Below are 12,890 nucleotides of genomic sequence, written 5' to 3'. Positions count from 1 at the left end.
AGTAAATAAAATTAATGATTATGTTGTTTTGGTGGAGGTGGCATTTTACCTTGATCTGCTTGTTCTAATTTATTAGCCGCAGTCATGGCTACCATCATATCGTTAAGCATATTGCTTGCAGCAGTAGGAGAATTAGGCAATAGAACCAAGTTACTTCTATTGTTTGCACCTACAGAATGAAGCGTATCATAATGCTGTGTCACTACTATTAATGCAGATGCTTCTTGAGAACCGATATTCACGTTATTCAGCATTCTTACTGATTCCTCCAAACCTTTTGCAATTTCTCTACGTTGGTCTGCAATACCTTGACCTTGTAATTTTTTAGATTCAGCTTCTGCTTTTGCTACGGCTACAATTCTAATTCTTTGCGCTTCAGATTCATATTCTGCAGCTGTTTTTTCACGTTCAGCAGCATTAATTCTGTTCATGGCATGTTTCACTTGTTCATCCGGGTCAATATCTGTCACCAATGCTTTAATGATATCATAACCATAAGATTGCATCGCTTCTTGTAACTCACCTTTTACCGCAATTGCAATGTCATCTTTTTTCACGAAAACATCGTCTAATTTCAGTTTAGGAACTTCCGCTCTTACTACGTCAAAAACATAAGATGTAATTTGATCTTGAGGATTTTCTAAACGATAATACGCATCACCAACTTGATTTCTAATCACTTGATACTGTACAGAAACTTTCATTTTAAGGAAAACATTATCCAAAGTTTTGGTATCAATCATCACGTCTAACTGCTGAATTCTAAGATTCATTCTTTTTGCAATTTGATCTACAAAAGGAATTTTAAGATGAAGACCAGATTGTCTTACCGATTGAAATTTACCAAAACGCTCTACAATTGCCGCTGTTTCTTGTTTTACAGTGAAAAAAGAAGCGAATAAAATAACGAGTCCCAAAAAGACTAAAACGCCTAATACTTCCATAGTTTATTGTTTTTAAATATTTATTAATGAGTCTTGAAATGTTCTTTAAAGTTACGAAATATTTCTAAACTCGTGAAATTGTAAAGTCGTGAAGTTGTAAAGTCGTGAAGTTGTAAAGTTGTAAAGTTGTAAAGTCGTGAAATCGTGAATTTGCTGATTTGTAAAAACTATTAGAATTTTTCCCTTTTCATTTATTTAAAATCCATTTTCAATAATCAAATTTACGACTCAACGATTCATCAACTTTACATGAAAATTACATCGTCATTCCAATATCTATTCCTTTAATTTTTCTATACAAATCAGTTGCGAAATTATCCGTCATTCCAGAAACGAAATCCAGGACTCCGAGAACTTTCTCATAAACCGTTCCATCTTCATAAATAAATTGTGAAGGAATCAATTGTAATGCTTTTTTCTCAAAACCTTTTCGCTCTGATTTTTCTTTAATAATCGGCGGAATAAAATGGTTCAAAAGCTCATACATTACGTTGTAACCAGCATTTTCTATTTCTACCACACTTCTGTGACCATATATTTTTTCGATAGAAAAACGTTCCACTTCTTGAAAAGATTCACTCACAGATTTAAAAATATCTAGCAAAGCTTTATTTAAAGTTCCGTCTATAATTTCAGAGAAATGTTGTTGATATAATTCTGTAGATTTATTGATGAGTGCATTAATCACTTTGGCTCTCAGATAAGAAATTCTCTCATTTTTATTCGAAAATAAAAGCAATTTCTCTGCACTTCTTTTGGCGTCTTTTTCGTTGACAGACTGTATCAAATCCATGAAAAGATTTTCGCAGTCAGCAGTAGAAATAATTCCCAATCTGTGCGCATCTTCCATGTCGATAATGTTATAACAAATATCGTCTGCAGCTTCTACCAGCCAAACGAAAGGATGACGTTTAAAAATCGCAGGTTCTTCACTTTCTACTATCATTTTGGTAGCATTCGCAATATTCAGAAACGTCTGTTTTTCACTTTGGAAAAACCCAAATTTCTTACGATTAACGTGACCTTTTTTCTTAGCAATTGCTTCGCAAGGATATTTGGCAATACTTGCCAAAGTAGTATAGGTAAGTTGAGTTCCGCCTTCGTCTTTACCAGTTTGTTTGTGCGTAAGAATTCTGATGGCATTAGCATTTCCTTCGAAATTTACCAAATCTGCCCATTCTTTTTCAGTGAATTTTGGCTTTAATTCTGATTCATTTTTTTCAAAAAAACTAGCAATTGCATCTTCACCAGAATGTCCGAATGCAGGATTGCCAATGTCATGACAAAGACAAGCCGCTGCAATCACATTATTGAGATTATAGAGATAGAAATTTTTAGAAACTTCGGTGAGTTCGTTTTCAAAATTTTGAACGATAAATTCGCCAGCAAGACTCCCCAAACTTCTTCCCACAGAAGAAACTTCTAGCGAATGCGTGAGACGATTGTGCACGAAAACACTTCCTGGAAGCGGGAAAACCTGAGTTTTGTTTTGTAATCTTCTGAATGCCGAAGAAAAGATAATTCGGTCAAAATCTCTCTGGAAATCTGTACGTGAAACAATGTTCTGAACGTGGTTTCCGGTTCTCTGATTGGTAAAAATTGTGTTTAGAATCATAATCTAATTCAAAAATAAGTCTTAAATTTAATATCTAAAAATTTAGCTATGAAATTTTTAAATTTTTTATTCTTGGCAGCGCTTATTTCTTGCGACAAAAAACCAGAAACTTTCAATCAGAAATCTATTGAAGAAAATTGTTTCCAAATTGTAAAAGTGGGTAAAGAAACGCCTAAAAAGCAATATCTAGAACCATCAAAAGAAGATATTATAAAGAATTTCCCGAAACATATTCATTTTGTAACCAATGAACACAAAAACAGCTTTGAAAATGTTCTAAAACACAATGAAATTGAAATAAAAAAACAACAAGAGTATTTAAAAACCAATGAATATAAAATCTATTTCAAAAAGTTTTATGAAGAACTTCCTGAATTTGAATATTTAGCAAGAAATAGAGAATTTGCTCTCGCCAAAAATAAATACGGACTTTGGCTCATTGAAAAATCTGGAAATCAAAAAGCGAAACCTTATTTTCTCGGACTTACCCAAAATGCTTTTGTGAATTATGATTTTAATGCACCCAATTTCACATTTTTGAGTGAGAATGCTGTTCATTTAAGCGGAAGCATCGTAAAAGTTACTCGACTTTCGTCTTTTCCTATTTTGCCAAAATATGAAGTGATAAAAGATGATGTAGAATTTTCTATTCCACTTGATGAAATTAAAAAAGACAGCGACCAAGATGGTTACAATGACTTGTTTGAACAATTCATTGGTTTAAATCCAACCCAAAAAGATAGTGATGATGATGGACTCAATGATTTCGAAGATGCCAATCCTAGATACGCATCTGTTTCTTCTAAATTCTCTGCAATGTACGAAGCCATCGTAGATGAAACTTCGCCAAAAACACATTACAGTTTCACAGAAGTCTTGACCGACTGTGATTATTTCAATCAAATCAATCCCAAAAACAGAAAATTTCTTTTTTATAACACCGAAGAACAAATTCCTATTAAAGAAGATGTTTTAGACCATTTTTTCAGTGTAAAATACAGCAAAATTTCTGAAAATAAATTCTATCCTAATACTTATGATATAGATTATGCTGATCAAAAAGGTTCAGGAAACATTAGCGCAGAATTTATCAATGAAAAATGGAAAATTTCTAAAAAAACCAATCTCTATTTTGGTGTTTAAGCACCGTAAAAACTTCATAAAATTTAATCAATATGAATACTTTCAGAAGTGATTTATCTGGGAAAGAATTTCCCGAAAACGAAAAAATTTCCGCTAAAAATATCAGACAATCTTTGCTTCATTTTATCAATAAAACGCATCCAAATTTTTCTAAAAGTTGTTTTTTGAGCATTGAAGAAATGAATGATTATCGAGAAAAATATATCTCTGAATTTCTCAACAAAAAATTAGGAAACCTAACCAAAGTAGAAAAACAAGTCATTCAATCTGTTTCTAAAAACACCATGATTTCTACAGAAGTGGAAGAAGATGAAAAAGAAATTACTTTCGGTCAAAAATTGGCAGATAAAGTAGCAGAATTTGGGGGAAGTTGGGGTTTCATCATCTTTTTCATGAGTTTTTTAATCGTTTGGATTTTGCTGAATGTTTTTTGGCTTTCTAATCATGGATTTGACCCTTATCCATTCATTTTATTGAACTTAATTTTATCTTGTATTGCGGCAATTCAGGCTCCTGTGATTATGATGAGCCAAAACCGACAAGAAGAAAAAGATAGAGAACGCGCCAAAAAAGATTACAAAATCAATCTAAAAAGTGAACTAGAAATCAGAGAATTACACGAAAAAATAGACCATTTAATCATTCACTATCAACAGGATTTACTCGAAATTCAGAAAACCCAAATTGACTTATTAGAAAATATTTTACATAATGTAAAGAAAGAGTAAAATAAAATTTCTGAAAATGTTTTTAAGCTAAAGTTTTACTTCAATGAGGAAGAATTCTGTTAAAAAAATTAAAAAAATTAGTGTATATTTGTTTCTGAACCACTATAAATAAAGCTAATGAGTCAAAATTTAGATCAAAAAGATTTACAAATATTAGATTTGCTTCAAAGAAATTCTAACTATTCGGTAAAAGAAATCGGAGAGAAAATTGGCTTATCTTTTACCCCAACTTACGACAGAATTAAGTATTTAGAAAAAAATGGTTTTATAGAAAAATATGCTGCTATTCTCAATCGTAAGAAAATAGGCATTGATTTAGTGGCTTATTGTAACGTGACAATCAGAAATCAATCGAAACAATCGCTAGATGAATTTGAGCAAGAAATTAAACAGTATGATGAAGTACAAGAAGTGCTTAGTTTGTCTGGTACTTATGATTATATGTTGAAAATCGCCACCAATAACATTGACACCTACAACAATTTCATTACCAATGTTTTAGCTAACACTCCAAATATTTATCAATATCACAGCAGTATTGTTCTGAACGAAATCAAAAGAGAAAACACTTATAAACTCATAGAAAAAGAATACCAATTGGATATGGAAAATGAGAAAAATTCGTCTAAAAAAAATAAGCTTTAAACCATTCTGTTTAAAGCTTTTTTAATTCAATTATTCCACTCCATCCTATTTAAATTTCTCAAAAACTTTTGAGAATTCTTCTTTAATTTCTTCGTTGCAAAGATTCCCTATGCTACCTTCGTGGGTATGATTTAAGTTTTTATTCGGTTCAAAATATTGATTTTCAATACTTTGACCAACCTGAACATAAGCATCTCGGAACGAAACTCCATTTAAAACCAAATCATTTACATTCTCCACACTGAAAAGGTATTGATACTTTTCGTCTTCCAAAATATTATCTTTTACCTGAATGTGATTCAAGGTATATTCTGTGATGTAAAGACAATCTTTGATGGTATTAATTGCAGGAAAAAGCACTTCTTTGGTCAATTGCATTTCTCGGTGATAACCAGAAGGTAAATTATTGGTGAGCAATGTTAATTCCGTAGGAACACCTTGCAAAATATTACATTTACCACGAATTAACTCAAAAATATCTGGATTTTTTTTGTGTGGCATAATGCTGCTTCCCGTAGTGAAAGTATCTGGAAATGTGATAAATCCGAAATTCTGATTCATGTATAGACACACATCATAGGCTAATTTGCTCAAAGTATGCGCAATAGCTGAAATGGCAGTTGCCAAAGTTTTTTCAGACTTTCCGCGTGTCATTTGTGCATAAACTACATTGTAGTTTAGTGTTTCAAACTCCAGTAATTCTGTTGTTAAAGTACGATTAATCGGAAACGAAGAACCATAACCAGCACCAGAACCTAAAGGATTTTTATTGGTGATTTTATACGCAGCCAAAAGCATTTCTAAATCATCTATCAACGCTTCTGCATATGCTCCAAACCACAGTCCAAAAGAGGAAGGCATCGCAATTTGAAAATGCGTATAACCGGGAATGAGCTTATCTTGATGCTGATTGCTTAATTTTTGTAAAGTCTGGAAAAGATTTTTCACCAAATCTTTAATTTCTAGAATTTCATTTTTGAGGAAGAGTTTAATATCCACCAAAACTTGATCATTTCTAGAACGCGCAGAGTGAATTTTCTTACCAATATCTCCTAATTTCTGAGTTAATTGAAATTCGATTTGTGAATGCACATCTTCTATTCCTTCTTCGATGACAAACTTTCCTTCTTCTATTTGAAGTGCAATATTATCTAATTCTTCTAAAATTTTTGGCAATTCAGATTCTTCAATCAGACCAATGGTTGCCAACATTTTCACATGCGCCTTGTTTCCCAAAACATCGTATTTTGCGAGTTGCAAATCAAATTCAGCATCTCTACCAATGGTAAATTTTTCTACCAAAGCAGCATGCTGATTTTCAGATAAATTATTTTTTTGCCAAAGTTTTTTGCTCATTTTTGTATGTTTTAAACGCAAAGGCGCAAATTGTTTAATTAAATTTTTATATGTTGTTAAGGCGCAATGATTTTTAACTTCGTTAAAAATACTATCTCTCATTTTAACCTTGTTGAAAAGTGCAGCCCGACTTGAGCGGAGCTCTTTTTTGGTAACTGAGCTTGTGAAAGTTACTAAAAAAAGCGGGAGCGGAAGGCGGAAAAAGCTGCCCAAATTATTTTAAAATACAATTTTTGATAATAATTGAATGTAAATTTTTATGCCTTCATAAATTTCATCTACATAAATAAACTCGTCACTGCTGTGCGAACGCGCCGACAAACCTGGTCCCATTTTAAGTGATGGATAAGGAATTACAGCTTGATCTGAAGTGGTAGGCGAACCATAAGTAGTCCTGCCCAATTCTAAACCTGCTTTCACAATAGGATGCTCCACAGAAATAGAGGAAGAATTCAATCTAAATCCTCTTGCTACAGCCTTACTTTTTATATTTTGTTGAATAATTTCTAAAACTTCACGATTGGTGTATTGGTCTGTAGTCCTTACATCTATGGTAAAACTGCAAGTATTGGGAACCATATTGTGCAATTTTCCCGCATTGATAACACTTACCGTCATTTTCACGTCACCCAAAGCATCAGATTTTTTGGGAAACTGATAATTTTTTATCCATTCTATATCCTTAATTGCGTTGTAAATGGCGTTATCATCATTAGGATGCGCTGCGTGAGAAGAAGTTCCCGAAGCTTCGCAATCTACCACCATTAAGCCTTTTTCAGCAATCGCCATCTGCATTTCTGTAGGCTCACCCACAATCGCAAATTCTAAGTTTCCAAAATGTGGAAGTACCGATTCAACTCCATCTAAACCAGAGTTTTCTTCTTCTGCAGTTGCTGCGTAAACGATATTGTATTTTAAATCATCTGCATTATAAAAATAAAGAAAAGTTGCCATCAATGAAACCAATGCTCCACCAGCATCATTACTACCCAAACCATATAATTTACCGTCTTTAACGACTGGCGTAAAAGGATCTAAAGTGTAGCCAGAATTAGGTTTTACCGTATCGTGATGAGAATTGAGAAGAATGGTTGGTTTTTCAGGAGAAAAATTTTGATTGAAAGCCCAAACATTGTTTTCTTGACGATGAGTTTTCACCCCTTTTCCCTGAAGATATTCCTCGATTAAATCAGCCGTTTTATCTTCTTCTTTACTGAAAGAAGGGATAGAGATTAGCTTTTTGAGCAATTCTACAGCATTATCGCCAAGTTCTAAAAAATTATTGGGTGATTTCTGTTCCACTCGTTCTATCGTTTTCGTTAATTAGTTTCTTCAAAAAAGTTTCTTTTACAATAAATACTGATTTTACTCCTTTTTCTATCGCTTCAAAAGCATTATCGATTTTCGGAATCATTCCGTCATTCACAATATTTTTTTCTTTGAGTTGAATATAAGTTTCGGGTGTTATTTTAGGAATGACTGAATTTTCATCTTCTACATTCTCTAAAACTCCATTTTTCTCAAAACAATAAGCCAAATTTACTTCAAAATGTGCTGATAAAGCTACTGCTAAACTCGAGGCAATGGTATCTGCATTGGTATTAAGCAAATTACCGTTTCCATCATGTGTAATGGCACAAAAAACCGGACAAATATTTTCAGAAATTACTTTTTCTAAAAAAATGGCATTTATTTTATCAGTTTCTACATCTCCTACCCAACCAAAATCTACCTTTTTCACAGGTCTTTTGTGCGCTGGAATTATATTGGCATCAGCTCCAGAAAAACCGATGGAATTCAAACCATTTTTTTGCAAAGTAGCCACAATATTTTTATTGATTAAACCTGCATAAACCATCACTGCAACATCTCTGGTCTCCTGATTAGTGATTCTTCTGCCTTCAAAAAACTCCTGTGGAATTTCTAATTTTTCGGCTAGTTTGGTGGCTAATTTCCCACCACCGTGAACCAAAATTTTAGGTTTTTGAATTTCAGAAAAATCCTTCAAAAAAGCTTCTAACTTTTCTGGATGATCTATCACGTTTCCACCAATTTTGATGATGTATAGTTCTTGTTTCATCAATAAATTTTTTGCGGTTGAGTGCTTAAATTTTAAAGTATATTTTTCAAAACTGCTTGTGCAGCGAACAATCTGTTGTATGATTGTTCAAAAATCAATGATTGTTCAGAATCCAAAACCTCATCACTAACCTCAACATTTCTACGAACTGGTAAACAATGCATCGGTCTTCCGTTATTCGTAATTTTCATTTTTTCTTCAGTCAGCATCCAATCATCATAACCTTCTGCAACTTTTCCGTAATCATTAAATGAACTCCAATTTTTAATATACACAAAATCAGCATCTTTCAACGCTTCTTCTTGATTATTAGTCACTTGAGCATCGCCAACAAATGCTGGGTCTAAATCTAAACCTTCAGGATGCGTAATCACAAATTCTACATCTTGTGCATTCATCCATTCCGCAAAAGAATTGGCAACAGCGTGTGGAATTGGCTTAATGTGAGGTCCCCACGTTAAAACTACTTTAGGTTTTCTGGTTTCCTTCCATTGTTCTTTAATGGTAATGGTGTCTGCCAAACTTTGCAAAGGATGCCTGGTAGCCGCTTCCATAGAAATCAATGGTTTATTGAGATACTTTTGGAAAAGCGTTAAAATCTTTTCTTCGGTGTCTGATTTTTTATTTTTTAAATCTGCAAAACATCTGATTGCCACTACATCGCAATACTGTCCGATAACCGTAGCCGCATCTTTAATATGTTCTACAGTAGTGCCATTCATCACTGCTCCATCTTCAGTTTCCCAAGCCCAAAAATCTTGTCCAGCATTGAAAGTCATCACTTTAAAACCTAGATTTTCAGCCGCTTTTTGAGTACTCATCCTTGTTCTGAGGCTAGAATTCATAAAAATTAAGCCCAAAGTTTTCCCTTTAGCTAAATTCTCGTCCTTCAAAGGATTTTTCTTGTATTCTAAAGCATCTTGAACGAGATTTTCAAGATTTTCTACGTCTGAGATGGATAAAAACTGTTTCATTTTTTAATATTCGTTTAAAATTTGGATTAAAGCATCTGCGATTTTTTTCACGTCTTCTTTTTTCACATTCAGAGCAGGTAAAACTCTCAAAGTATTTGGTGTAGAAGCATTACCTGTCAACATTTTGTATTCTTTAACCAATCTATTTCTTACTTCGTTGCAAGGAAAAGCCAAATCTATCCCAATCATCAAACCTTGATAACGAATTTCTTTAATTTTTTTTTGATTTTGAAGCAAAGAAACCAAGTAATCTCCCACTTCTTGAGCATTTTGCAATAGATTTTCTTCTTCAATAACATCTAAAACCGCTTTTGTAGCAGCGCAAGCCAAGAAATTGCCTCCAAAAGTAGTTCCAAGCAAACCGTAAGAAGCATGGAATTTAGGCGAAATTAAAATTCCCGCAACAGGAAAACCATTTCCCATTCCTTTTGCCATCGAAATAATATCAGGAGTTACACCAGCGTGTTGATGAGCGAAAAATTTACCGCTTCTTCCGAAACCAGATTGAATTTCGTCTGCGATGAAAACTGCATTATTTTCATTACACAACTGTTGAATTTTCTGTAAAAATTCGGTAGTTGGAATTTGAACACCACCAACTCCTTGAATTCCTTCTACAATCACTCCAGCAATATCTGAATTGGTTTTGAATTCATTTTCTAAAGCTTCCAAATCATTGAAGGGAAGCTTGATAAAATTTTCGGATTGATTGACTGGTGCTACAATTTTCGGATTGTCTGTACAAGCAACAGCTGCCGCAGTTCTTCCGTGGAAAGCACCAGAAAAATAAATAATTTTCTTTTTTCCGGTGTGGAAAGAAGCCAATTTTATGGCATTTTCATTGGCTTCAGCACCAGAATTGCAAAGGAAAAGTGTATAATCGTCATAACCAGACAACTTGGTCAGTTGTTCAGCGACTTGATTTTGAATCGGAATTTTCACATAATTGGAATAAAAACCGATATTATTGAGTTGTTCCGTAATGTATTTTACATAAGTTGGGTGAGAATGTCCTATTGAAATCACGGCGTGACCGCCATATAAATCTAGATACTCTGTTCCGTTTTCGTCCCAAAAATAGCTTCCCTCGGCTTTTGCTGGAGTTACGTCTATTAAAGGATATACATCAAAAAGTTTCATTTTTATTTATGATTTACGATGTTTGATTTACGATTTTCAAAAACTTTGTCAAAGATTAATTTTAAATTATAAGAGCTTTGACAAAGTACCTTTCATTTTTACTTTTTATTGCTAAAAAGCGATAGATTTGAGTTTCAAACCTGCGTTTTCGGGAAACCCGAATGATATATTCATATTGTGAATAGCTTGTCCTGAAGCGCCTTTCAAGAGATTATCAATTGCAGAATGTACTACTGCAAAATCTCCATTTTTTTCAATATTAATCAAGCACCTATTGGTATTGACTACTTGTTTCAGATTGATTTCTTTTCTGGAAACCGTAGTGAACATTTGTCCTTCGTAGAAATTTTCATAGAGTTCAAATAATTCTTCTAAAGAAAGTGAAGTTTTAAATGTAGAACTCACAAAAATTCCTCTTGCAAAATCGCCTCTCCAAGGAACAAAGTGTACCGAAAATGGCACTTTGCTCAACTCTTTTAGTTGAAAATTAATTTCGCCTAAATGTTGATGCGTTAAAGTTTTATACGCAGAAATATTATTTTGTCTCCAACTGAAATGCGTGGTTTCAGAAAGTGATTTTCCAGCGCCAGTTGCGCCAGTAATTCCTGTAGTATAAATTTCTGAAACTTCCTGAGCTTGAAGAATCGGGATAATGCCCAACTGAATTGCAGTAGCGAAACAGCCAGGATTGGCAATGAGTTTTGCGCCTTTCAATTGAGCCGAATTCAATTCTGGAAGTCCATAAACGAAAGAATTTCCTTGATAGGTTTCTCCAACCCTAAAATCATTCCCTAAATCGATGACAACAGCTTTTCCTACGTTATTATTTTCGAGCCAAATTTTACTTTCTTTATGAGGTAAAGCCAGAAAAAGAACATCTGCATCGGTAGAATTATCAATAAATTCTAAATCGATTTCTCCGATTAAATCTTGGTGTAAATCGGTTACTTTTTTGCCCACATTAGAATAGCTCGTCACAAACGAAAGTTCTGCATTTGGGTGATTAAGCAACAAACGAATCAGTTCGCCACCTGTGTAACCTGTTCCACCAATAATTCCTGCTTTAATCATTATTTTCAGCGTTTACTTGATGATAAATCGATAGATAATTGGTGTAAATTTTAGAAAAACCTTTCACGTCTTCGCCGCTCCAAGATTTATTCATTTCACCATAACTTCCGAATTTAGAAGTCATTAAATCATATTTAGACTCAATTCCGTTCAGTTCAAAACGATAAGGAAGAAGCGTGACAAACACTTTACCTGTAACTTTTTGCTGAGAATTTTCCATTAATTTTTCAATATCTCTCATCACAGGGTCTAAGAAAAGAGCTTCGTGAAGCCACGTTCCGTACCAATCTGCCATTTGAGATTTAATCATCAATTGATATTTAGAAAGCACGTGTTTTTCCAGCAAATGATGAGCCTTTAAAGTTAAAATTGCACCCGCAGCTTCGAAACCTACTCTGCCTTTTATCCCAATAATCGTATCACCAACGTGAGTATCTCTACCGATGGCAAATTCTGAAGCAATTTCGTTGAGTTTTACAATCGCTTCGGAAGGATGAGAAAATTTTTGGTCATTAATTTTAATTAAATGTCCTTTTTCAAACTCCAAAGTCAATTTTTCAGGATTTTGCTTCTTTAATTGAGAAGGATAGGCTTCTTCTGGCAAATTGCTATGAGAAGTAAGCGTTTCTTTTCCGCCAACCGAAGTTCCCCAAAGTCCTTGATTGATAGAATACACTGACTTAGTATAATCTCCTGAAAATCCTTTGTTCGTCAAATACTCTATTTCCGCCTCGCGAGAAAGTTTCAAATCACGAATTGGCGTGATGATTTCCATCTGTGGACAAACGATATTGAAAATTCCATCAAAACGAACCTGATCATTTCCAGCACCTGTACTTCCGTGAGCGATTGCTGTTGCACCGATTTTTAGCGCATATTCTGCCAAAGATTTTGCCTGAATGGTACGTTCTGCACTTACAGAAAGCGGATAGGTATTATTTTTGAGAACATTTCCAAAGACCAGATACTGAATGCAAGAATCATAATATTCTTTCACTACATCTAGACACGCAAAAGTTTTAGCACCTAGCAAAATTGCTTTTTGCTCTAATTTTTTGACTTCCTCTTCATTAAAACCACCTGTATTTACCGTAACTGCATGAACTTCGTAGCCTAAATCTTGCTGCAAATAAACTGAGCAAAAAGATGTATCTAAACCTCCGCTAAATGCTAAAACAACTTTTTTCATCTCTA

12 protein-coding genes are annotated in these 12,890 nt (G+C 33.8%); 3 read left to right on the top strand and 9 right to left on the bottom strand.

What is annotated here, in order from left to right:
• Nucleotides 1–11: 11 nt before the first annotated feature.
• Together C3729_RS02175 and dgt are read right to left on the bottom strand one after the other, a co-directional pair.
• A complete protein-coding gene (locus C3729_RS02175; protein ID WP_104792629.1) occupies nucleotides 12–944 on the bottom strand; it encodes an SPFH domain-containing protein in 933 nt (310 codons plus the stop codon).
• Nucleotides 945–1,200: 256 nt separating this feature from the next.
• On the bottom strand, nucleotides 1,201–2,559 hold the full coding sequence (gene dgt, locus C3729_RS02170) for a dGTP triphosphohydrolase (protein WP_104792628.1): 1,359 nt from the start codon (nucleotides 2,557–2,559) through the stop codon (nucleotides 1,201–1,203).
• Nucleotides 2,560–2,607: 48 nt separating this feature from the next.
• Between dgt and C3729_RS02165 the strand changes: the two genes are divergently transcribed.
• The 3 genes from C3729_RS02165 (at nucleotide 2,608) to C3729_RS02155 (ending at nucleotide 5,075) form a co-directional block, all read left to right on the top strand.
• Nucleotides 2,608–3,702 (top strand): hypothetical protein, encoded by a 1,095-nt coding sequence (locus tag C3729_RS02165; RefSeq protein WP_104792627.1) that lies wholly within the window; start codon nucleotides 2,608–2,610, stop codon nucleotides 3,700–3,702.
• 32 nt (nucleotides 3,703–3,734) lie between these two features.
• A complete protein-coding gene (locus C3729_RS02160; protein WP_104792626.1) occupies nucleotides 3,735–4,430 on the top strand; it encodes a DUF1003 domain-containing protein in 696 nt (231 codons plus the stop codon).
• Nucleotides 4,431–4,547: 117 nt separating this feature from the next.
• Nucleotides 4,548–5,075, top strand: a complete 528-nt coding sequence (locus tag C3729_RS02155; protein ID WP_104792625.1) for an Lrp/AsnC family transcriptional regulator — start codon at nucleotides 4,548–4,550, stop codon at nucleotides 5,073–5,075.
• A 45-nt stretch (nucleotides 5,076–5,120) separates the two neighbouring features.
• Here C3729_RS02155 and argH read toward each other — a convergent pair whose 3' ends face one another.
• From argH to argG, 7 genes are all read right to left on the bottom strand, one after another.
• Entirely contained in the window at nucleotides 5,121–6,431 is a 1,311-nt protein-coding gene (gene argH / locus C3729_RS02150) for an argininosuccinate lyase (RefSeq protein ID WP_104792794.1), read from the bottom strand.
• A gap of 219 nt (nucleotides 6,432–6,650) precedes the next feature.
• On the bottom strand, nucleotides 6,651–7,733 hold the full coding sequence (locus C3729_RS02145; protein ID WP_104792624.1) for a M20 family metallo-hydrolase: 1,083 nt from the start codon (nucleotides 7,731–7,733) through the stop codon (nucleotides 6,651–6,653).
• Nucleotides 7,711–8,511, bottom strand: coding sequence for an acetylglutamate kinase (gene argB, locus C3729_RS02140; RefSeq protein WP_104792623.1), 801 nt, complete (start codon nucleotides 8,509–8,511; stop codon nucleotides 7,711–7,713). The genes C3729_RS02145 and argB overlap by 23 nt, the downstream gene beginning before the upstream one ends.
• Before the next feature lie 32 nt (nucleotides 8,512–8,543).
• Nucleotides 8,544–9,485 (bottom strand): acetylornithine carbamoyltransferase, encoded by a 942-nt coding sequence (locus C3729_RS02135; protein WP_104792622.1) that lies wholly within the window; start codon nucleotides 9,483–9,485, stop codon nucleotides 8,544–8,546.
• Between the two features lie 3 nt (nucleotides 9,486–9,488).
• Entirely contained in the window at nucleotides 9,489–10,625 is a 1,137-nt protein-coding gene (locus tag C3729_RS02130) for an aspartate aminotransferase family protein (protein WP_104792621.1), read from the bottom strand.
• Nucleotides 10,626–10,736: 111 nt separating this feature from the next.
• On the bottom strand, nucleotides 10,737–11,696 hold the full coding sequence (argC, locus tag C3729_RS02125; protein WP_104792620.1) for an N-acetyl-gamma-glutamyl-phosphate reductase: 960 nt from the start codon (nucleotides 11,694–11,696) through the stop codon (nucleotides 10,737–10,739).
• The gene (argG, locus tag C3729_RS02120) at nucleotides 11,689–12,885 is read right to left on the bottom strand and encodes an argininosuccinate synthase (protein ID WP_104792619.1); all 1,197 of its coding nucleotides are present in this window, start codon (nucleotides 12,883–12,885) and stop codon (nucleotides 11,689–11,691) included. The genes argC and argG overlap by 8 nt, the downstream gene beginning before the upstream one ends.
• Between the last annotated feature and the right edge of the window lie 5 nt (nucleotides 12,886–12,890).

Origin of the sequence: Cloacibacterium normanense, assembly GCF_002943105.1 — a bacterium.
GTDB lineage: Bacteria > Bacteroidota > Bacteroidia > Flavobacteriales > Weeksellaceae > Cloacibacterium.
Note: the sequence above shows the minus strand (reverse complement) of the source record. Positions and strands in the feature narration are given on the sequence as shown.